Origin of the sequence: Bifidobacterium sp. LCP19S3_E9, assembly GCF_052121135.1 — a bacterium.
Classification (GTDB): domain Bacteria; phylum Actinomycetota; class Actinomycetes; order Actinomycetales; family Bifidobacteriaceae; genus Bifidobacterium; species Bifidobacterium thermacidophilum.
This window is the reverse complement of record NZ_JBQKEV010000004.1, coordinates 35085-57596: the sequence shown is the minus strand read 5'-3', so window position 1 is coordinate 57596 and position 22512 is coordinate 35085. Positions and strand designations below refer to the sequence as shown.

Genomic DNA, 22512 nt, shown 5'->3' with positions numbered 1-22512 from the left:
CGCCGATGAGTATCCGCATCGAGAGCCTTTCCGGACCAAGTGAAGCCGAGCGGCAATGCGTTCGACGCATTCTGCAACGCTATAATCTCGCCCATTTTGAGACGCCCGATGAGCAGGAGTTCACGATTGTCGCGCGCGATGACGAATTGACGGCGTGCGGCCCGCTACCGCTCGAGCCGGAAACCGTGGCTGACGCGTCTGCCGCCTCGGCCGAAGATGCAACTTTGTCCGAAGGCTCTACCGCACCCGGAGACATCATCTCGGCCAAATCTACGACCTCACCCGGCGGCAATGACGAAGCACCGAATCCGGGCGCTGAATCCGGGCAGATCATTGGCGGCATCTACGGAACGATGTTCGGGCAATGGCTGGAAATCGACGTACTCGCCATCGATCCGGCACATCGCCGTCAGCATCTAGGCGAGCTCCTCCTGAGACAAGCCGAGAACACCGCCCGAGCCCATGGGTGCCATCACTGTCTGCTCTGCACATTCGGCTTCCAAGGCAAGGATTACTATCCGCGCTTCGGATACCGCGAGATATTCCACATCGAGGGGTATCCGAAGACGGGGACCGAACACTGGTTCGTCAAAGACCTGTGACCTGCACTCAGCATCGTGGACGTTTCAAGCCAGTGGCCAGTCAACTAGCGCGACGGCACCCCGGAAGATGTCCTGGAACGCCCACACCAACATATTTCAACTGATATCAGCTGATCCAATCCGCGCTATGACACTTCCCGCCGTATTACGGTACGTCATGACGCGTCATAGCGTGTTTTGCTCATCTGACCGCGTCCGGCCGTCGTGTTTCACAACGTCTTGAGGAACTGGCCGACGCGTGCGATGCCTTCGCCGATCGCCTCGCTCGAGGCAGCATACGACAAGCGCACATGGGTGTGCGCCGTCGCCGGACCGAAATCAGCGCCCGGAGTCAACGCGACATGCGCCTCACGCAACGCGCGCTCACAGAAGGTCCACGCATCCAGTCCCGTGGACGACACGTTGAAATACGCGTAGAACGCGCCATTCGGCTCGACCTCGACAGGCAGGCCGATGCTGGCAAGCCCATCAAGCGCCAAACCTCGGCGCACCAGCAATTCTTGACGGCGGCGTTCGCATTCCTCGAGCGTCTGCGGCGTGAAACAGGCAAGCGCTGCATGCTGGGTCGGGGTGTGCGCACACAGGAAATAATTCGTGGCGAGATTGTCTGCCTCGTGCAGAATCGCTTCCGGCAACACGGCCCAGCCGAGACGCCAGCCGGTCATGCCCCAGTATTTCGAGAAACTGCTGACCACGATGGCGTCCGGGTCGGCGGACAGGACGCTGCGCACATCGCTACCGTCTGGTTCCGCATCGGCCAGGTCAAGGTAGGTTTCGTCTACGATTCGCCAGGCGTTGTGTGCGCGGGCGGTGTCGCATACTCCTTTGAGCGCGTCGAAGGCGATGCTCGTGCCAGCGGGATTCGACGGCGAGGTGACCATGACCGCGCGGGTGCGTGGTGTCCAATGTGCGTTGAGCAGGTCGGCGTTGAGATGGAATCGGGTGGCGGCGCTGGTCGGCACGTCGATGATATTGCCGCCGAATGTGCGCACCAGTTCGCGGTTGCATGGGTAGGACGGGTCGGCGCAAATCACGTCGTCACCTTCATTGACGGTCAGGGCCAGAGCGAGCAGGAGGGCCGCGGAACCGCCTTCGGTGATGACCACGCGCTTGGGGTTGAGCTGAACGTGATGGCGTTGCTCATAGAATCGTGCGATTGCCTCGCGCAGTTCGGGGATACCGAGCGCGGCGGTGTACGGCAGCGGGCGGCCGTCGCACTGCTCGCGCATGGCATCGCGGACGGCTTGCGGGGCGCCGAAATCCGGTTCGCCAAGGCTGAGCTTGACGACATCGACACCTTGGGCGATCATCCGGTCAGCTTCCTCGCCGATGGCCATAGCCCTGAACGGGTTGGATTCCAGGGCACGCTTGGACAAGGACGGTAGGGCGGGCGCCGGATGGGTTGCGGCGATGGGCTGTGCTGAGTTTTCCTGCATGATTCGGTTCTATCGGCGCAATACGACAAATGCGGGGTGCGCCGGGGGTTATTGGCGATAATTGCGCGGCGGTGCGGCGACGACCTAGTGACGATGGAGCGACACAGCCCCGGACCGAAGCGTCATCATGTGCGCGAATCCTCACATAACGACACCAGACTCAACCACACGGACGGCCCAGAACCACCCCAACCGTCAATATGCGAGCGAATCCTCACACAATGACCGCCCCAGCCCGCCAAACGCCCGAAACCAATCAACCCAGCCGGCACTGTGTGAGCCAATCCTCACACGATGGCACCAGGCTCACCCTTGCTGCCGGCGGGAATCGTGTCGTCGATGATGCCGGGCTGCCCGTCCGTCGTCGCGGTGATTTGGTCGTACAACCTGGCGAGACGCGCCTCTCGCACCGGTTTCGCCAGTTCGCATTCCCATACCACGATCACACGCCACCCGTCGGCGACGAGCTGGGCATGTTGTAGTCGGTCGCGTTCGCCGTTGCGCATGAGTTTCACCGACCAGAATTCGACATTGGATTTGGGACGGGAAAAGGCTTTGCAATTGGCGTGAGCATGCCAGAAGCAACCGTTGACGAACACGATCGTGCGCCACTTGGGTAGCACCACATCCGGGTGTCCCGGATAGCGCCGGTCGTTCTTGCGGAAGCGCAGCCCGCGCCTGAACAGATAACTGCGGACGAGCACTTCGATGCTTGTGTCCTTGCCGCGAATGTGCGACATCGTATAGCTTCTGGTGCCGCGTTCGTAACGTTCTGGGCGAGATTGGCCTTTTGACGCAGATCGACGTCGGCGCCTCGCCCGGCGGCTGGGGTTGCGTTTGCCTCGCGTTGTCGACGCCGAGTGCACTGCGGATGCCGACGATTGCGCTGACTTCGGCGATTTCGCTGATGCTGCGGTGTTTTCGGACGCCACAGACACAGCACTCGTAGGTTGCGTCGCCGGCACCGCCCGCACAGCCACCGCGTCGGCACACTGATGGCGACCAGCCTTGTCCGTTGATTCCCGCATATCCTCACCCGCCTGCCAGTCTGCATGATTCGCGTTGCATCGCCCATTATGCCCTGGCCCATGTTCGATCGGCCCGAAACAGCCGACAACGACTTATGGTCATGATGACTTATTGTCATCGCACATACCCCGGAACGGCGGCACCATGCAAACGCCACACCCCCTTATAGTCATGTTGACCATAAGTCGTATGGTGATGGCAACCAAGGAAACCGGCGACCAACCAGGGAAAGGAGCAGCGATGCGCATGTCAGCGAATGTCAGCGAACGCGCCAAAGAACCACCGAATATCGGCGTATCCGTCGTCATTCTCGCGCTCGGCCCCTCCGATTTGGACGGCCGCACAAACGACCCCTCGACAACCGGCACCACATCCGCCGTCACCGATTCCCTCTCTGCCGCCAGCACCGCCGAAACCGGCAATGGCGTTGGCCGCACCACAAGCCGAATCCCCAACGGCGACACCGTCCCGACGCTCCGCATCCCGTTGGTCCGCCGCATCCGTCAGCCTTTCCTCGGCGATTGGGCGCTACCCGGCGGCGACCTGCAAGGCGGGCGATCCCTTGAATACGCAGCCGAAAAAGCCTTGCGATCCACCACCAGCCTGCACCCGCAGTATCTCGAGCAGCTGTACACTTTCGGCAATCCAAGCCGCTCGCACGGCGGACTGCCGATGGTATCCATCGTGTACTGGGCGCTGATTGGCGAAACCGAGGCGAAGGATTTCCGCGAAGCCCAGAACGTGCGCTGGTTCCCCGTGAACCAGTTGCCGCCATTGGCCTTCGATCACAAGGACATCATCGAATACGCGCTGACCCGTGTGCGCAACAAAATCGAATATTCGGATATCGCGACTCGCCTGGTCGGCAGCGAATTCACGCTCAGCCAGCTGCGCAACGTGTATGAGGCGATTTACGGCAGGAAGCTTGACGCGCCGAATTTCCGCCGGCGGATGCTCTCGACCGGCATGGTTGAGCCGACCGGTGAAAAACTCGCCCGAGGCGCGCACCGACCGGCATGCCTGTACCGGTACGTCGCCCACGCGGGAACCGGAAAATCCGCAACATCCGCAAAACCTGCGAAATCCGGGCAGCCGGGACATACCGGCGATACCGGCACAGCGCACGGCACAACAGCGACCCCACGGTAACCTGCCCACCACGCCAGACTTCACAGCACTCCAACCAACCTGTTTCGCCGCGAATGGCAGAACAACCACCGCCCGCGGCACCATCGAAAGGAACATCATGACATCCGTAGACGCAATTATCGAACGGCTCGGCGCGACCCGCACCTGTGACGCCGGCCTGACCAAAGACCCGTGGGCCTTCGACACCACCAAACCGTCCTACGGCCCAGGAGCCAGCGCGCTCGACCTGATTCCCCGCAACGCTCCGCGCCAGCAGCCGCTCGGTAAAGAGTACACGGAAGCAAGCGACGAGGAGCTCCAGGAACGCATCATCGATGCGAAACACAAACTGGGCAGCAAGCTGCTGATCCTCGGCCACTTCTACCAGCGTGACGAGATCATCGTGCACGCCGACTATGTGGGCGACTCGTTCCAGCTGTCCAAGAACGCCGCAACCCGACCGGAAGCCGACAACATCGTCTTCTGCGGCGTCCACTTCATGGCCGAAACCGCTGATATCCTCTCCACCCCACGCCAGAACGTGATCCTGCCGAATATGTCCGCAGGCTGCTCGATGGCCGACATGGCCAACATCGACCAGGTGACCGACTGCTGGGAACAGCTGACCGACATCTGCGGAAACACCCCGGACGCCGACGGCAAGCAGCAGATCATCCCCGTCACGTACATGAACTCCTCAGCCGCACTCAAAGCGTTCTGCGGTCGAAACGGCGGCATCGTGTGCACCAGCTCGAACGCGCGCGCGGTGCTTGAATGGGCATTCGAACGCGGCAAGCGCGTCCTGTTCTTCCCCGACCAGCACCTAGGCCGCAACACGGCGCTCGCCATGGGTATGAGCCTCGACCAGATGCCGCTGTGGGACCCGTTCAAGGCGAACGGCGGGGCCACGCCCGAGCAGTATGCGAATGCGAAGATGATTCTGTGGAAGGGCTTCTGCTCCGTCCACCAGCGTTTCACCGTCGAGCAGATCGAGCGCGCACGCAAAGCCTACCCCGGCGTGAAAGTCATCGTCCACCCCGAATGCTCAATGGACGTGGTCAACGCCGCCGACGGCACCGGCTCAACCGCCTACATCGTCAAGGAAATCGAGAACGCGCCCGCCGGCAGCGCCATCGCCGTGGGCACCGAAATCAACCTCGTCAACCGGCTCGCCGCCCAGCACCCGGACAAAACCGTGTTCTGCCTCGACCCGGTCGTCTGCCCGTGCTCCACGATGTACCGCATCCACCCCGCGTATCTTGCATGGGCGCTGGAGAATCTCGTGGACGGCAAGGTCGTCAACAAGATCGTCGTGGACCCGCAGACCGCGAGCGAAGCGAAAATCGCACTCGACCGCATGCTACGCGTCCACCCATGATCCTGCGGCGGCACAGCTGATTTCATTTTCCGGCTCGGCCAACAGGCGGCGGGATCGCACGTATTGCACGTATGCGGCCCCATATACCCTGCCAGCTGGGCCGATGACGCCCGAAATTCAACGGGAATACACGAATCGTAGGCAATCATGACCTCATTGACCCAAGACAACACCAAAACCACGCCTTTCGGGGAGACGCCAGACACGCCCAACACATCCAGCACACCGGGCACCCCGACCATCGCCGTCATCGGCGCGGGTATCGCCGGGCTGAGTGCCGCGCTCGCCGTCGCGAACGGCGACCCGGATTCCGATCTGCCAGGTCAGGACGTGACACTCATCACGAAAACCGATTTGGTTGAATCGAACACATACCATGCGCAGGGCGGCATCGCCGCAGCCATCTTCCCTGACGACGACCCGAAACTGCATGCGAAGGACACGCTCGCCGCGGGTGCTGGCCTATGCGAACCGAAAGCCGTGGATATTCTCACCCGTGAAGGCGCCGAACAGGTGCGCCGGCTCATCGCCGCCGGCGTGCGCTTCGACAAGCATCCGGACGGCACGTTGCTGCGCGGATTGGAGGCCGCGCACAGCCGCAGCCGCGTCGTACACGCGGGCGGGGATGCGACCGGCAAGATCGTCGAGCTTGATGTCAGTGCCATCGCACGCAACACGCCGCATATCCACATCATTGAGCATGCCTTCGTCGTGGATTTGGTCACTGAACCGATTGACGCGCACTCCCCTGCCGCATCCGAAGCACAGGCAGCAGGCGTTACCCGCGTGATTCGCGGTATCCGCCTGTTCGATACCACCACCGGAGAACTACACACCTTGGCGGCAGACCGCGTGATTCTCGCAACCGGCGGGGCCGGCCGGCTTTACCCGTACACCACGAATCCGCAGGTCGCCACCGGCGACGGGCTGGCCGCTGCCTGGCGCGCTGGGGCCCAAGTCGCCGACCTCGAGTTCTACCAATTCCACCCCACCGCACTCGGCGTGGGCGAGCACTTCCTGATTTCCGAAGCGGTACGCGGCGAGGGCGCGATCCTGCTCAACGAACGCGGCAAACGGTATATGACCGCAATCGATCCGCGTGCAGAACTCGCCCCGCGTGACGTGGTCGCCCGCGAGAATTTCCGCCAGATGATGGCCCAAGGCGGGCGTCCGGTACTGCTGGATGCGACGGCCATCGGGCGGAAGATGGGCTTGGACCAGGCCGGACTCGCCGCATTCCTCGCCCACCGCTTCCCCACCATCGACGCCTACACCCGTTCGATGGGCTTTGATTGGAGCCGCGAACCGATTCCCGTCACCCCGGCGGCACACTACTGGATGGGCGGCATCCGCACCGATTTGTGGGCGCGCACCAGCATCCGCGGCCTGTATGCGGCAGGCGAATGCGCGAGAACAGGCGTGCAGGGCGCGAACCGACTGGCCTCGAACTCGCTGCTTGAGGGACTGGCGTATGGCCGTCGTGCCGGTCTTGCCGCGTTGCGCGACAGCGAGGACACCGTCTGGAACCCCCAGCCGCTGCTGGGCAGCGCAGCGAACGCACAAACCCGCGAAATCACCGAACCACAGACGCTTGCCATGCCAAGCCCCGACACCCAAGCCGAACCCAGCGCCAAACCCACCGATGTACGCGACACCATCGAGCAGACCATGTGGCACGGCGTCGGCGTACTTCGTGATGCCGACGGCCTGAGCCCCGCCCAAAGCCGTCTGACCGGCCTTGTCGAGCAGACGCGGGCACTGGCACAAGCGGCGCTGTCCAAGGTGGCCAAGACGCCAAGGACCGATGCGACCGCCACCGCAACCGACGACACCACCGCAGCCACGACCACGCCCGCAACCGCATCGGCGCCCGCACCCGGCGATATTGCGGACACCGTGACCGCATTGGAAAACCGCAATCTCGCCGCTATCGGCCTGGTCGCCGCCACTGCGGCTCTGGCCCGCACTGAATCGCGCGGCGCCCATGCCCGCACCGATTTTCCGGATACCGACAGCGTCCAGGCCTGCTCGCGGCCGTTCATCCGCGGCTGATATCCGGCACAACCCTGATATCGGCCTGATTCCTGCACAGCCACGCTCGGACACCATGAGTGAAAGTGATTGCCTCATTGCAACCGCTTTCACTCATGGTGTCCCAACAGGCAACCACCCTCGCCACACAGTTGCACTCGTATGCAAGATTGGAGAACCAGCTATGCTCACCCGTCTGGTCATTGAAGACGCGGTCCGCCGCGCGCTGATGGAGGACGCGCCGACCGGGGACATCACCGCCGCGACGACCATCCCCGCCGATGAAACGGCGACCGCCACGCTGAGCGCCCGTGAAAACGGCGTATTCAGCGGTGCGGAGGTATTCACCGCCGCCTTCCACGAGGTAGACCCCGGCATCCAAGTCACCATGCGCATCAAAGACGGCGAACGCTTCACCGCCGGCGACACGCTCGCCACCATCCACGGCAACGCACGCGGCATGCTGACCGCCGAACGCGTCGCTCTGAACTTCACCCAGCGCATGAGCGGCATCGCCACGATGACCCGAGCATTCGTTGACGCCGTGGATGCGGCACCCGGCTCGCACGCCCGTATCGCGGACACGCGCAAAACCGTGCCTGGGCTGAGGCCCTTCGACAAGTACGCGGTTGTCTGCGGCGGCGGGCGCAACCACCGCTACGGCCTGTCCGACGCGGTGATGGTCAAGGACAATCACATCGCCGCCATGCAGGCCGCAGGACTCGACCTCACAGCCGGCATCAAGCATATTCGTGACCAAGTAGGCCACACCACGCATATTGAGGTGGAAGTCGACCGGCTTGACCAAATTCCGGCAGTGCTCGAAGGCGGTGCGGACACCATCATGCTGGACAATTTCTCGCTCGAGGACACGCGCAAAGGCGTCACCATGATCGCGGGCCGGGCGATTGTTGAGGCCTCCGGCACCATGACTTTGGAGCGCGTCCCGCAAGTCGCCTCGACCGGCGTGGACGTGATTTCCGTCGGTGCGCTCACCCATTCCGTGCGCGCGATCGATCTTGGATTGGATTGGGCATGACCGGGCAGCACGCAACCAGCCAAGACACGCAAACCCAGGAGTCGCAAGCCGCCCAGCCGGACAGCCCGGAACGTGAACTGTACCTTGACGCCGCCGCATCAGACGCCGTGCCCGCCAGCGTGATCGAGGCGATGACCCACTTCCTGACCGAAGGATACGGTAATCCGTCCAGCGTCCATGCGAGCGGCAAAACGGCGGCGCGCGCCCTTGATGCGGCACGCGCATCCTTCGCCGCCGATCTGGGCGCGCACGCCGGCGACGTGATTTTCACTTCGGGCGGTACCGAGGCGGATAATCTCGCCGTCAAGGGCATCGCGCTCGCCCAGATCAGGCGCGAACGGGAGACGAGAGCAGCAGCGGCATCGGCATCAATGCCGGCACGGGCGTTCACATCCGCATCCGCATCCCTGCACTCCCCACACTCCCCCGCCCACCGCATCCTCATCTCGGCGGTGGAGCACCCGGCCGTCGCACAATCAGCGCAATGGCTACATGATTTCTTCGATTTCGAAGTGGTGCGCATTCCGGTCGACGCTCAGGCCCATATCGACCTTAACGTACTCTCCCGCGAGGCCCAGAAGGGTGCGACCCTGGCATGCATCATGATGGCGAACAATGAGGTGGGCACGATTGAGCCGGTGAGCCGCGCGGTGCGCATCTGCCATGATGCCGCAGTGCCCGTTCATGTGGACGCCGTGCAGGCGGCCGGCACAATTCCCGTGGATTTCCGCGGTCTTGATGCCGACACGCTCGCGGTGTCCGGACACAAATTCGGCGCGCCGAAAGGCTTGGGCGCACTGCTCACCCGTAGCCGCGTGGCCATCGAGCCGATTGTCAGCGGCGGCGGGCAGGAACGTGGTCTGCGCTCGGGCACACCGAATGTTGCAGGAGCGATCGCACTGGCGGTCGCGCTCCATGAGGCATGCGCGGGAATGGAGGAACGCAACGCCCCTCTGGCCGCGTCGCGTGACGCCCTGATCAAGGCTATCTGCGCGGCGGTACCGGGTGCCTCGCTCACCGGCGACCCGGTCAATCGCTTGCCCGGCCATGCGTCATTCACCTTCCCGAATGTCAACGGCGAGGCGCTGCTCGTCGATTTGGACGCGCGTGGCATTGAAGTGTCTTCGGGTTCGGCATGCGCCATTGGACGCCACGAAGCCCCCGGCACGCTGCTGGCCATGGGGTTGAGCGAAACGGAAGCGAAATCCGCGTTGCGATTCTCGTTCCGGAAGCCGCTGCACCACACGGATATCCGTCGCATCGCGCAGGCGCTGCGCGCATCCATGACCGCTCTGCACGCGATGTGACAATCGCGATCTGACCGGGCGTCGCCTGACTTGCGGCACGGGGAGCAGCCGCCTCAAGCGTGGTGAGCGCATGACGCGCGTCGCCGCCGCTGCTGAGAACAATCAGCTTGCGCGCTTCCGAATCCAAGGTGACCGAGCCGCCAAGACCGTCCGGCGAGGCGACCGCCCTGTCCACGATCCTGTTGAGGCCGTCAACACCGAGTTGATGCAAATGCACGATGATGCAACGGCTGAGCAACGCCGGAGCAAGCGTGCTGGACGGTGCTTCCGTGGTGGCGGCGACGAAGGTGACGAGACGCTTTTCCACCGCAGGCAGCAGAATGTCCTGTTCTTCGCGCGAATACCGGTGGATTTCGTCGATGAACAGCACGGTTTCCTCACCGCGGCGCTTCAACCGTTCGGCGGCAGACAGCGAGTTACGCAGCTCTTCGACACGCACATTGACGGCGGACAGCTCAATGAAACGCCGATGCGACTCCTCTGCGATTAGATGCGCAATCGTGGTCTTGCCCGTTCCCGGAGGACCATACAGCAGGGCGGCGCCGGGGACGACCACGGATTGCGAGGTTGTCGGGGAAGCCATCAGACGCAACGGTGCGCCCGGAGCGAGAACCTGGTCCTGGCCGATGACATCGTCAAGCCGCTTGGGGGCGCATACGGTCGGTCAACGGGCGCAGCATCACATTGTCGCTTGCAGGGTAGGAATCCACGCTCCGGGCTGGTTGCAATCGTGTACACCCGCCCTTGCGCCACTGCGGTTGACCCCTCGTACTGCGGGTAATACGGGCCGACCAGCGCCACAAGATCGCCGGCGTTGACGAGGGTTTGGATGACGGCGCTGATGCCGACGGACGCACCCGCAGTCGCCAGCAGCTGAGTGGCCGGGTCGAGGGTCACGCCGAATTCACGCTGGTACCAGCCGGCCGCCGCCTTGAGGAAGGCCGGTTTGCCGTTGAATGACGGGTATTTGAAATCGGCGGGATCCCGGGCGGCCTGGGCGACCGCATCAATCATGAACTGCGGCGGCTGACCGTCCGGATTGCCTTGGCTCAGGTCGATGATGTCATGGCCGGCGGTCCGATATTTGGCGACCCGCGCGTTGGCCGCGGCAAACGGATTTGCCGGGATGCCACGCACCCGATCGGCGATGTTCGTGGTGATACCCGATGCCGTCACGGCTGTTGCCTGTGTCATGGTTCCCACTCCTCTCATGCGGCTGTCCCGGGTGACGCCCGGCCTGTGCCGCTTGCCGTCCTACTGTCTGGTATGCAATCACGATTGCCGCGCGGAAACGCCACGCGGGCTATCGCCGTTATCTATGCCGCACTATCAGATGCCGCGACCGAGGCGGGCGGCGGAGACTCGCAGAACGCACGGCCGGTTGCCGATGCGACTTACGCCCGTACCGGCAACCGGCCGTCGTGTGAGCGGATTGTCGCACCATGACCGCCGGCTGGCGTATCGCGCCCCATATGCAGTGTTGCTCCGGCCGGGAACGCTGCAGCGCCGTATGCCGGCGCATATGCAAGTGGTACATCACACGGGACGTCACCTCCCGGGCCGGCATCCGCCTGCGCGCGTATGCCAGGACATGCGCAACACCCCATACCACTCTTTCTGCCGCCGGCAATCAGTCGCGACAACCTGTCCGCGTATGTCTCGGCATACGTAATTCGTCAACCATCCGCACCACCCCGAGCCATCCTGCCAATCGCGCGGCATCATCGTTCGTTCAGGTGGTGCTCGTAGTGTTAGGAGACGACCAGATCAGAGGAGTACCTATGGCAGAGAGCACCACCACACCAGCACCCGCCGCATCGAGCACGGCCGGCACGGCAACAGCACCATACGCGCCGCCGGAGCGTCCGATCAACGTGGCGATCCTTGGCGCCGGGCGAATCGCGCAGAAAATGGCGACCACCCTCACCCTGATGGCGCAAGACCCGACGTACCGCGCGTATGCCAAACCATACGCCGTCGCCTCCCGCGACCAGGCGCGCGCAGACGAATTCGCCGCGCAGTACGGCATTCCGGTGGCATACGGGTCATACGCGCAGATGCTGGACGACCCAGAAGTCGACCTCGTGTACATCGCGACCCCGCATTCGCTGCACGCCGGGCAGGCGATTGCGTGTATGGAAGCGGGCAAGCATGTGCTGGTGGAGAAAGCGTTCACGGTCAACGCCGAGCAGGCGCAACATGTGATTGACGTGTCCCGGAAGACCGGACTGTTGTGCGCTGAGGCGATTTGGACGCGGTACATGCCGTCGCGCGCGATGATTCGCGGGCTGGTCGAGGACGGCACAATCGGTGACGTGTGCGCCATCAGCGCGAACCTGAGCTACCCGACCACGCACAAGCAGCGAATCATCGATCCGGGGCTCGCGGGCGGAGCGTTGCTTGATGTCGGCGTATATCCGTTGAATTTCATTGACATGGCGATTGGCGGTGACGGCGGCGGACGCAGCATCGCCCGCATGGAGACCGCGATGATCCCGTACAAAACAGGCGTGGACGCGCAGAGCACGACGACATTGTTCTACGATGACGGCGTGATGGCGGTGAGCACCTGCTCGCTGCTTGCCGTTTCCGACCGCGATGGGGCGATTTGGGGCACGGACGGGTACCTCATGTGCCGCAACGTGAACAATGTGGAGCGCATCGACGTGTACGGCAAGGATCACGCGCTGACTCGCAGCATCCCCGTACCCGCGCAGCTGACCGGCTACGAGTATGAGGTCGCCGCCTGTGCCAGCGCCATCGCCGCCAAATCGACCGAATGCCCGGACATGCCGCACGCCGACACCCTGCGGATGATGCGGCTGCTCGATCAGATCCGCGAGCGCTGGGGGCTGCGGTACCCGTGTGAGTGAGGCGGGGTAGCTGCGCTGACCGACATCGGTGCACGTGTCGCACACAACCCTGCATATGCCGCGACACGCGCACCGCTTGATCGATCGCCGTTGTATCCTGGGCCCTGACTGTGATCATCATGGGAGGGAGCGCAGCGTGCACACCAATGAACCGTCACAGCGACAGATGCCGCAGCCAACACCGCAGGAGCCTCAGCAACGACTGATCCGGGTCGTCGGCGCAGCTATCATGCGCGATGGCACCGTGTTGTGCGCGCAACGCGGTAGCACCAAATCGCTCGCCGGGTACTGGGAATTCCCCGGGGGCAAGATCGAAGTACACGAAACCCCACAGCAGGCGCTCCAGCGCGAGATCGAAGAGGAGCTGCGCTGCGAGATCACAGTCGGTCATGAGCTGTGCACTACAAGATACGCATACGATTTCGGCACCATCGAGCTGACGACCTTCCTGTGTCATCTCACAGAAGGCGAACCGCATCTGACCGAACATCAGGAAGTCCGCTGGCTCATGCCAGCGAGTCTCAGTGAACTTGACTGGGCGCCTGCCGACAGGGAAGCCGTCAGATTGTTGGAGAGCATGCCTTCTACCGTCTGTGCAGTCTCCGATTTCCCGGAGGCCATGCAATCATGACTACCACGCCAATGTCGAATATGCCCAGCCGTTTCTCCACTGAGTCCACAGATTCCAGCATTATCGCCGATATCACGCAAGGGCTTATCGCCGGATCACTACGCTCGGGATTCATCACCGCAGACACCCGCGCAGACGAACGATATGTTCCCCAGCTGATCGCCAACCAAGGCGGCAGAACTATGGAGGATGCGCTGATCCACGAGCTGGACAACAGCAACGGCTTCTCCATGTCAGTCGCTTTCGTCACACAATCGGTGATCCAGATGCTCAAACAGCATTTTCTGAATTTCCACGATCACAATCATGCCCACGCCGGCAGCATCATCACTTCGACCTACAACTATTTCAATTCGCCGCAAGCATTCCGCGAGCTCAACGAACTACAGCAGACGGCAGGTATCGACGTACGTGTTTGGGAACGTCCCGATACTGGCGGGCGACCCAACCCCGATCCGTCTCGTAACAATTACCATCCTAAAGGCTATGTGTTCCGTCATACCGTAAACGGCAAAGACGCGTACACCGTGTATATCGGCAGCTCGAACCTGACCGAGAATGCCTTGAGAAACAACCGCGAGTGGAATCTTCGTGTCCCTTCCTTACAGGATGGCCGGTTCGCGCAAGAGCTCAGCCAGGAAATCGAACTGCAGCGGGAACAATCCGTGCCGCTTGACGACGCGTGGATCGAAGCGTACGAGAAGGAATTCGAGCACAACGCCCCGCCGCTTGCACCCTCACGCAGATCACCAGAGCCGGATCCAACAGGCAAGTTGGTCGAACCGAACGCAATGCAACGCGAAGCGCTGGCCAGCCTCCGCCATCTGCGAGCGCAGGGCGAAACCCGTGCCATTGTGATCTCCGCGACCGGTACCGGCAAGACCTACCTGTCAGCGTTTGATGTGAAACAATGTCATCCCAAGCGGATGCTGTACTTGGTACACCGTCAGGAAATCCTCACCAAAGCGATGGAATCATACCAGCGCGTGCTAGGTTGTCCGGATAACCAGCTCGGCCTGTATACCGGCACCGACAAAGACGGCGCTGATCGAAAGTACGTATTCTCCACCGTGCAGACCATGGCGCAGCAGTCCGTCCTCGGCAACTTCCCTGCGGATGCGTTCGACTATATTCTCATCGATGAGGCGCATCATGCCGCGGCCGACACATATAAGCGAATCATCGACCATTTCACACCGAAATTCCTGCTCGGCATGACCGCAACCCCGGAACGCAACGACAGCGGGAATATCTTCGATCTGTTCGGCAACAACATCGCCTATGAGATCCGTCTCCAGCGGGCGCTTGAAGAGGACATGCTCTGCCCATTCCACTACTACGGGGTCAGCGAGTTCATCACTGAGACCGTGGAAGGACTGCCCGACACCGGTGTGAGCATGGAACACACGAACGACAAGGATCGAGCGGCACTACGCAGGTGGGTCAACGAACTGACCGCCGATAACCGCGTCAGCTACATCATCGACAAGCTGCGTATCTATGGTCAGGCAGGCGAACCGGTCAAAGGCATCGTATTCTGTAGCCGGGTCGAGGAAGCCGAGATTCTCGCAGAGAAATTCACCCACATCATCAACGAACAGGCGGAACGCCCATACCGGACCGCATGTCTAACAGGAGCCAGCAAGCTGAAAGAGCGCGAGCAGGTGGAACAAGCGCTGCAAGACGGCGAGCTTGATTACATTTTCACCGTCGACCTGTTCAATGAAGGCATCGACATCCCCGCAACCAACCAAATCGTGATGCTACGACAGACACAATCCAGCATCATATTCACCCAGCAGCTCGGCCGAGGCCTACGCAAATACCCAGGCAAATCATCAGTCGTCGTCGTGGATTTCATCGGCAATTACGCCAACAACTATCTCATCCCGATCGCCCTGTACGGCAACAGCGGCGACCGTGACCGCGTACGCAAGAACCTCAACAACCAAGCGCCGGGCTTATGCTCGATCAGCTTCGATCCCATCGCCCGCAAGCGCGTGCTTGATGCGATCGATCATGCCGACCTGTCCGACATGAGAAAACTCAGCGAACAATACCGGGAACTACGTCGCGAATTGAACCGGATCCCCATGCTCATGGATATCACGGCACGTGACACATCGCTTGTGTACACGATAGCCTGCAAATCGAAGAACTATCTGGCCTTCGTCCGTTCACGCGAACGTAGTCTCAGCACCAAGAACGGTGATCCAGATACGCGATTCCGGCTCGAAACAACAACCTCGGTCGAAGACGGAATGCTGACCATGCTGACCGATACGCAGCTGCGCGGCTTGCGGCCACACGAGCTGGTGGCGTTGACGGCGCTTGCCGGGATTGAAATGCCGTATGCCGTACGGGATATGGTTGGCGACCATGCCGACGTACTCTCGCAGGCCGGTAGCGTGGATGTCTTGGATGCCCCAACTTTGCAGCACTTGGTCACCAGTCTGTTCCCTGATTGCAGCGGCGATATCGCACAATGCGAATCGGCGTTGCGGGTACTCGACTATTCGTATTTCACCAGTGCAAACCGGGAGCGTTTCGGCGGCGTGCCGATGGTTGAACTGTCCGGGGATGGTGGAGCACGTCTGTCGTCCCGGCTGCGAGCCTCCTTGCAAGAAAACGCGACATTCCGCCAGTTCTTTGCGGACACCGTGCAGGCAGGACTGGCACAATGCGTCGGACGGTATGAAGAAACCCGCGTCACCGCAAGCAAACAGGGCCTGTCGCTGTCTGCCGTGTTCGACCACGGGTTCATTGTCGGGGAAAAGTATTCACTGTTTGATGTGATGCGGATGTGCGGCTGGAGCAACGAGCAGGTCCCACAGAATGTGGGCGGCTACCGTTACGACGCGAGTACGGGGACCATGCCGATTTTCATCAAATACGAGTCAAGCCAGTATCAGGACCGGTTCATTGACGACCAAGACATCGAGTGGTTCAGCAAGAACAATCGTTCTGCGCAATCGCCCGAATTCCAGTGGATCCGCGAGACCAACGACAAACCCTGGCAGGAGTCGCATTTCGTGCCGGTGTTCATCCGCAGGAAAGTCGAAACGAAGGAAACAACGTACTACTATGTTGGCCGTGCGGCGGCGATTGAGGATTCGCACGAGGAAACCAATCGAGGCGTAAACAAGGACGGCGAAGAAATCCAGCAGCGCGTAGTGGTTTCCAACCTGCACCTGATCCACCCCGTGCCGCCGGATCTGCTGCGACACCTCACCGACGAGCAAGTTGGGTAACGGCGATGTCTCGGGTTTGAAGCCAAGCTCAAGTTGAAGCTCGTACCCGTATCCGGGTTATCTGTAGTACATGCCAGAAGTCATCTCACTTACGCGGGTTCATCGTTATCTGATATCAGAGTTAGGTCAGTTTACAAGGAACTACACGCAGACCGTGAAACGGGCTGCTGACAACAAACGGCGCTATGCTCCCGGCTGGGTGCATAGCACCTGTTTGTTGCGGGGGTTTCCAAAGGGGGCAGCGCCCCATTTGGCACACGACTTTGCGGAGCAAAGTGTAGTGTGTTATACGCTCTGTCGGCGTTGCCCTGAAAATACCGTTGCCGCCGGGGAGGGCAAGGGCATTTGACGCGGCAGGAAAGCAGGGCTTTGTTTGGGGCTGGTAAGCCGGAAACAAAGGGCTGATTTCAGCAGCAGACAGGGCGTATTATGAAAGCCCCCGTCCCTCGTCCTCCGCCCCCGGCCTATGGGACAAAAAGTCCCAAAGCTCTGGACACCGTGACCAGATGTGTGGCCACACTCCGGGAAAAGTAGCAGGACGGCAGGAAACCGTCAAGGCTGAAATGAATGGGCTGACGCCCGGCCTTGACCGTTCCCCGCCGCCCCGCTGGATGGGTGGACAAGGTGGCCAATCCCTAAAAGTGTTTGGCCGCACTCGTTCATTTTGGGGCCTTTCTTCTCCCAAAATTGAAATGGGCGGGAAAGCCCTAAAATGGCTTTCCCGCCTTGATTACCCATTAGCAAAGACGGGCGAGACTGTCAACGGCGGCGCTGAAAGCGCCGTTCATCTTGACCGTTGACTGGCTCGCCTGGCTTTGCTACTGCCCGTAAGAGATGGAAAAACAAGATGGAAAACAAGGTTAAAAATGGTTGACAAGTCTATCGGATGTGTGTTATACTGTGCGACAGTTTGAGATTGGAAGGAGGCTTACGTGTGTTAATTTGTGTACGCTAATAAGCAATAAAAAGTAGAAGTACCTTTCCACATGATGGTGGGCTTTTTTTGCGTGCGTATGCAAAGGAACACGTAGGTTTGACACGAGCAGTCTTTGAACTGTATCGTGGTGTTTTTTCGTGCTTTGTTGTTATGCAGGCGTCTGCCCTCTCTGTGGGACAACGCCTGCTTTTTATTGCAGAAACAAAGGAACAATGCAATAAAAAAGGAGGTTCGCATTATGACCCAAAACAACAATTCATGGAGAAAAACTTATTTTACACTTCTTGCCGGACAAGCAATATCCTTTATTAGCAGCGGTATTTTGCAAATGGCCATTATCTTTTATTTGGTTGCGAAAACTAATTCTGCAATCATATTGACGGCGGCAACACTGATTGGATTTTTGCCGCAAGCCTGTTTAGGCCCGTTTGCAGGTGCTTTTGTTGACCGGCACAGCCGTAAAAGCGTAATGATTGGTGCGGATTTGATAATTGCCGCCGCTGGCGGTATTCTGGCGCTGGTGGCGTTTTACATGGAATTGCCCGTATGGTCTATTATGGTTGTCCTGTTAATCCGAAGTGCGGGAACTGCTTTTCATTCTCCAGCATTCAGCGCAGCAACACCTATGATTGTGCCAAAAGAGGAACTTACAAAATGCGCTGGTTACACGCAGACCATGCAAGCAGTAAGTGCGATTATCAGTCCAGCTGCCGCAGCGTTTTTATATGCTGTTTGGCCTCTTAATGCAATTATATTGTTAGATATTGTGGGTGCAATCCTTGCCTGTGTGACTGTTGCGATTTCGTCCATACCAACGCCTGAACTATGTCCAGAAACGAAAAGACAACAGTTTTTACAGGATATGAAAGAGGGGTATGTGGTATTAAAGCAAAACAGGGGCCTCTTTGCTCTGCTCTGGATTGGTGTAATTTATATGTTCTTTTATATGCCAATCAGTACGCTTTTTCCTCTCATCTGTATGTCATACTTCAAAGGAACACCGGCCCATGCCTCTGCCGCTGAAATTGCTTTTGCGGTTGGTATGCTGCTTGGCGGAGTCATTCTGAGCATTTGGGGCGGTTTTAAGAAACGGCGGTACACCATCGGTCTTTCCGTTCTCCTGATGGGCGTTAGCAATATGCTCTCCGGGCTTTTGCCGCCAGACGCATTTCTTGTCTTTGTTGTGTGCTGTACTGTTATGGGAATTTCCGCTCCATTTTACGGTGTGCAAAATGCGATTTTTCAAGAAACGGTCAAACCAGAATATCTGGGGAGAGTTTTTTCTCTACTGACAAGCGCCGCTTCCCTCGCCATGCCGTTTGGCCTTGTCATTTCCGGGCCTCTGGCGGAGCGGCTGGGAGTTGAGAAATGGTTTGTCATTTGCGGAATTGGCATTATCATCGTTGCGCTTGCCGTATTTTTACTACCCGGTTTGAGAGAGATTGACAATACGCAATAATCAACTGCACCTTTTTCTATTACTAAACAAAATGCCTGGATGGTGGTTCTGAAAAACCAGAACCGCCGTTCAGGCATTTTTTATCTTCGTCCTCTCTGCGGTTTTGGATTCTTCAGCAAGTCGGATTTTTCCGCAATCTTTTTCAGCCACTTCCGTTCTTCTACTGACAGCTTCCTAAAATTCAGCTTGAGCCGTTTGCAGATAAACGCCAAGTACGCTTGTTCCGTGTCGCTGTCCTGGCTGACGATTTCACCAGCAGTTTCCAGCATTTCTTTTAGCGGGTTATCCTCTGGGACGCTGAAAAAATCGTCCTTGTGTGTTTCCCGCAGAGCAAGGGCAATCCCGTTTATGTCCCGTTGTATCACATAGCGGCAAAACTCGTCCTCATCAATATGGGCGGTGATAAGCTGTCTTAACTGCGTATCACTCATGCCAGGATTATGCTTTTTTATAACAGTTGCGCTCATCGTGTCCACTATGGCGTTTGCACCCTGCGCCTGTTTCAGTGCCGTTCCGTTCACATAGATTTCAAGGTCAGCCATCAGCCGGGGGAAATCCGGGTGCGCCGCCAGCTCACACAGCAGGGTATTGTCTATCCTCCCGCTTTTCAGCAGGTCAATCATTTCATCACTCAAACGCAGGTCTGCAAGATCGGCGTTTGGGTGATTTTTCATTTCAGACAGCCCCAGCAGATAATCAGCGGTCACACCGTAAAACTTCGCCAGCCGGATAAGGGCATAGTGGCTGATGTCCTTGAAGTCTTCCGTTTCGTAACTGCCCAGCGCAGACTTGGAAAGCCCGGTCTGCTCCGCAAGCTGCCCCAGCGTCAAGCCACGCTCCACACGTAGGTCTTTTAATCGCTCTTGTATGGATAAAGACATATTCACCCTCCTTGCTAGCTCAACGAAAGAGAAGCCGTTATGCTATGTACTATGCTCATAGCATAACGGCATAGGCATTTACAGTTTTATTTTGGAACTGTTGGAATTCCACAGTCCATACTTACGATTCAGGCAACGATGAACCCTCATAATGAAGATATGTCCCGGCAGGTACTACAGATAGCCGAGATGCACGTTTGCGATACCTCAGATACACAAGATACCGGCCTTGGAACAGCGTTGTCAGATGGTACGCCCAGTTGTTCGCTATCTCGCAAGTCCCGAAACACTCAACATGCGTCTCCACACGGCAAGCGAAACGTCACTCCCCCACCCCATACGCATACGAATCCTCGAAGAACGCGCGTTCGAGTCGGGCGACCTCGGGGAATACGGCGGCTTCCGGGCCGTCGACGCTCGCGTACCGGTTCACAAGCTCGATGAGATTGCCCACCCAGCAGCGGAACAGCTCACCCTCGTGCAATTCCACCCAACCGCGATGCGCCGGCACCTGCTGTACAACGCCCGCATCCACCGTGCGCTTGGCCCACGCCAGATACAGCCATTCCATCGCACACATCAGGCACAAGAGCTGGGCGAAACTGCCGGTCGCGGCAATCCGGTCAAGATACGCGCAATACTCACGGTTCGCCGGGGTTTGCGGCACGCTCGCCTGCTGGCGCTCATCCACCCCATACTCTTCCAAGAACCGCAGGAAATATGGTTTCTCCTGATTTGCGAAGAACTCGGCCTGCCGGTTGAGCATGTCGCGGATTTCCTGCGTCGGCGCCTGCGCGGTCAGTCGTTCCAGCGTCGGCTGCGTGAAGAACGTGAAATCCTGAATCAGATAGCTGATCAGCACGCTGTCAGGCAGCGTATCGTCAAGCAGTTCATTGACGAAACGCGAATTGATCGCCGCATTCCAGTCTTCGGCCGCAGCCAGATAGAACCGGTCCGCCACACTGCCGGGGGTCGCCCCGAGAAACGCGTAATCACCGCTGTTGCTCGCCGGAGCGAGCGGAACGTGCTTGGCTGCCGGTTCCCTTGTTTCAGTGGATTCCGCAGATGCGCCGGACTTGCCGGATTGACTGGTTTGAGCAATGTTCGGCATGATTGCCGTTCGAGAACCATGATTCGATTGAGCAGATGACGCCGCCATGACCATTCCTTTCCTTCGCCGGTATTGCCCGGACAGGTTCACAGGGTCTGCGCCTTGCGCACTCTCAGCCGCGGACCCGCCGCAGCTCCCCTAGGTTGCCCAGCCACCCTACCTCAGGCACCGGGACATACACGCACGAGTTCCGCCCCTATCATCGAGTTGAGCCGCCCCTGCGTTCCGGAATTCGCCCGTCATGCACCATCGTGCGCCCCTGCGGCATATCCCGGTCAGCATCACTATGCCCGTCTGTCAGCACGATTGCCGTCATCCCGCGCAATGTTCACTATTCCGCCGGATTCCGTCGGACGCCGCACCATCCGATACCAGCGCATCGAGAACCATTGAAAACGAGAACCAGCCTCATGCTCTGCGGCGTTCAATCATTGCGGCATATCACGTCGCGAGGTGCCCTACGTTCTATACTGCACTGTAACAACCGCCTGGATGCGCGTCCCGTACCGAATGCCGCTCGTATGCCACCGCATCACCATACTGTGAGGATTCCATGACCGATTCCGCTCTTCAACCGCAACAACACACGCCAACACCGCAGGATGCCGCGCCCGCCCCACTCAAGACGCCATTACCGCCATCTGGCTCTTTGCGCCGCGCGCCACATGTGCACGCCTCGACGACCCCCGGAGTGCATCGTCCGATGCGCCGAGCCGATCGCGAAGTACGCTCCCCACAGCAAATCAAGGATATTCTCGACGCGTGCGAAGTCGTGCGCGTCGCCTACCAGGACGCCGAAGGCCTGACCATCGTACCGATGAACTTCGGATACCGATTCACTCTCGAGCGATTCGCACACCCCGAAAACGACCTTCCGGTCAGCCTGTCGGAGGACGGGATACCGCTGCCGCCGGATTTCGGCGAGCTGCGGATTTTCCTGCATTCAGCGCACGAGGGACGAAAAATCGACGCCATCAGTGCAGCCGGCAACGCGCTTCCAGTCGCCTTTGAACTTGACTGCGACCATCAGGTGCATGAAGGCCGCACACCTTGCAACTGGTCGGCATCCTTCCGCTCGATCGTCGGCACGGGCACCGCGACGGTGATCACTGATCTGGATGAGAAAATCGCCGCCATGCAAGCCCTGATGAGCAAGCAGGCCGGTATGGATCACGTGCCGTTCACCGCACAGCAGATGGCAAGCGTCACGGTCTGGCAGGTTGTATCCACCAACTTCACCGGCAAAATCCACACCGTTCCGCGCCCGCACGGCGGTAAGTAATCGCCCTTGCGGCGTTTCCCGTCACTGCGTCCCCAACCTGCAATTTGGTATATCACAAACTAGTATATCGTAAGCTAATATATCGTGTGCTACTAATTTGATTCGTTGGGGCGCAAGGCGGAGTTGGGGCAGCTGCC

At 59.6% G+C, this 22512-nt stretch carries 16 protein-coding genes, 1 pseudogene and 1 riboswitch; of the genes and pseudogenes, 11 read left to right on the top strand and 6 right to left on the bottom strand.

The features are described from left to right. Nucleotides 1–5 precede the first annotated feature (5 nt). Nucleotides 6–602 carry a GNAT family N-acetyltransferase gene (locus tag ACTQYB_RS03065; protein ID WP_441481845.1) on the top strand — a complete coding sequence of 199 codons (597 nt, stop codon included), beginning with the start codon at nucleotides 6–8 and terminating at the stop codon, nucleotides 600–602. A 209-nt stretch (nucleotides 603–811) separates the two neighbouring features. Here ACTQYB_RS03065 and ACTQYB_RS03060 read toward each other — a convergent pair whose 3' ends face one another. Both ACTQYB_RS03060 and ACTQYB_RS03055 read right to left on the bottom strand, forming a co-directional pair. Beyond that, entirely contained in the window at nucleotides 812–2038 is a 1227-nt protein-coding gene (locus tag ACTQYB_RS03060) for an aminotransferase class I/II-fold pyridoxal phosphate-dependent enzyme (protein WP_441481844.1), read from the bottom strand. 287 nt (nucleotides 2039–2325) lie between these two features. Further along, the gene (locus ACTQYB_RS03055) at nucleotides 2326–2904 is read right to left on the bottom strand and encodes a very short patch repair endonuclease (protein ID WP_441481917.1); all 579 of its coding nucleotides are present in this window, start codon (nucleotides 2902–2904) and stop codon (nucleotides 2326–2328) included. Between the two features lie 358 nt (nucleotides 2905–3262). Between ACTQYB_RS03055 and ACTQYB_RS03050 the strand changes: the two genes are divergently transcribed. The 5 genes from ACTQYB_RS03050 (at nucleotide 3263) to ACTQYB_RS03030 (ending at nucleotide 9950) form a co-directional block, all read left to right on the top strand. Further along, complete coding sequence (locus ACTQYB_RS03050; RefSeq protein WP_239646903.1) at nucleotides 3263–4216, top strand: NUDIX hydrolase; 954 nt, start codon at nucleotides 3263–3265, stop codon at nucleotides 4214–4216. 97 nt (nucleotides 4217–4313) lie between these two features. Then, nucleotides 4314–5573 carry a quinolinate synthase NadA gene (gene nadA / locus ACTQYB_RS03045; protein ID WP_205827927.1) on the top strand — a complete coding sequence of 420 codons (1260 nt, stop codon included), beginning with the start codon at nucleotides 4314–4316 and terminating at the stop codon, nucleotides 5571–5573. 147 nt (nucleotides 5574–5720) lie between these two features. Further along, a complete protein-coding gene (gene nadB, locus ACTQYB_RS03040; RefSeq protein ID WP_441481843.1) occupies nucleotides 5721–7625 on the top strand; it encodes an L-aspartate oxidase in 1905 nt (634 codons plus the stop codon). A 163-nt stretch (nucleotides 7626–7788) separates the two neighbouring features. Continuing rightward, the gene (gene nadC / locus ACTQYB_RS03035; protein WP_441481842.1) at nucleotides 7789–8643 is read left to right on the top strand and encodes a carboxylating nicotinate-nucleotide diphosphorylase; all 855 of its coding nucleotides are present in this window, start codon (nucleotides 7789–7791) and stop codon (nucleotides 8641–8643) included. After that, complete coding sequence (locus ACTQYB_RS03030) at nucleotides 8640–9950, top strand: cysteine desulfurase family protein (RefSeq protein ID WP_441481841.1); 1311 nt, start codon at nucleotides 8640–8642, stop codon at nucleotides 9948–9950. Before nadC ends, ACTQYB_RS03030 begins: the two co-directional genes overlap by 4 nt. Before the next feature lie 283 nt (nucleotides 9951–10233). On the opposite strand, the pseudogene ACTQYB_RS03025 reads toward ACTQYB_RS03030, so the two are convergent. Both ACTQYB_RS03025 and ACTQYB_RS03020 read right to left on the bottom strand, forming a co-directional pair. Next, a pseudogene (locus tag ACTQYB_RS03025) lies at nucleotides 10234–10542 on the bottom strand (AAA family ATPase); the annotation flags it as partial. Further along, a complete protein-coding gene (locus tag ACTQYB_RS03020) occupies nucleotides 10533–11144 on the bottom strand; it encodes an aminotransferase class I/II-fold pyridoxal phosphate-dependent enzyme (protein ID WP_441481840.1) in 612 nt (203 codons plus the stop codon). The gene ACTQYB_RS03020 and the pseudogene ACTQYB_RS03025, both read right to left, overlap by 10 nt. A 587-nt stretch (nucleotides 11145–11731) precedes the next feature. Between ACTQYB_RS03020 and ACTQYB_RS03015 the strand changes: the two genes are divergently transcribed. From ACTQYB_RS03015 to ACTQYB_RS03000, 4 genes are all read left to right on the top strand, one after another. Next, nucleotides 11732–12823: a Gfo/Idh/MocA family protein gene (locus ACTQYB_RS03015; protein ID WP_441481839.1), complete on the top strand. Its 1092-nt coding sequence runs from the start codon at nucleotides 11732–11734 to the stop codon at nucleotides 12821–12823. A gap of 166 nt (nucleotides 12824–12989) precedes the next feature. After that, nucleotides 12990–13454 carry a (deoxy)nucleoside triphosphate pyrophosphohydrolase gene (locus ACTQYB_RS03010; RefSeq protein WP_321046298.1) on the top strand — a complete coding sequence of 155 codons (465 nt, stop codon included), beginning with the start codon at nucleotides 12990–12992 and terminating at the stop codon, nucleotides 13452–13454. Beyond that, entirely contained in the window at nucleotides 13451–16705 is a 3255-nt protein-coding gene (locus ACTQYB_RS03005) for a DEAD/DEAH box helicase (RefSeq protein ID WP_441481838.1), read from the top strand. Before ACTQYB_RS03010 ends, ACTQYB_RS03005 begins: the two co-directional genes overlap by 4 nt. Before the next feature lie 1175 nt (nucleotides 16706–17880). Beyond that, nucleotides 17881–19101: an MFS transporter gene (locus tag ACTQYB_RS03000; protein WP_002584949.1), complete on the top strand. Its 1221-nt coding sequence runs from the start codon at nucleotides 17881–17883 to the stop codon at nucleotides 19099–19101. 80 nt (nucleotides 19102–19181) lie between these two features. Here the strand turns inward: ACTQYB_RS03000 and ACTQYB_RS02995 are convergent, their stop codons facing one another. Continuing rightward, complete coding sequence (locus ACTQYB_RS02995; protein WP_002575858.1) at nucleotides 19182–19982, bottom strand: helix-turn-helix domain-containing protein; 801 nt, start codon at nucleotides 19980–19982, stop codon at nucleotides 19182–19184. Between the two features lie 322 nt (nucleotides 19983–20304). Then, on the bottom strand, nucleotides 20305–21093 hold the full coding sequence (locus ACTQYB_RS02990; RefSeq protein WP_441481837.1) for a TenA family protein: 789 nt from the start codon (nucleotides 21091–21093) through the stop codon (nucleotides 20305–20307). A gap of 41 nt (nucleotides 21094–21134) precedes the next feature. Further along, a riboswitch (TPP riboswitch) is annotated at nucleotides 21135–21243 on the bottom strand. Between the two features lie 553 nt (nucleotides 21244–21796). Here ACTQYB_RS02990 and ACTQYB_RS02985 point away from each other — a divergent pair. Next, entirely contained in the window at nucleotides 21797–22375 is a 579-nt protein-coding gene (locus tag ACTQYB_RS02985; RefSeq protein WP_441481916.1) for a pyridoxamine 5'-phosphate oxidase family protein, read from the top strand. Nucleotides 22376–22512 lie beyond the last annotated feature (137 nt).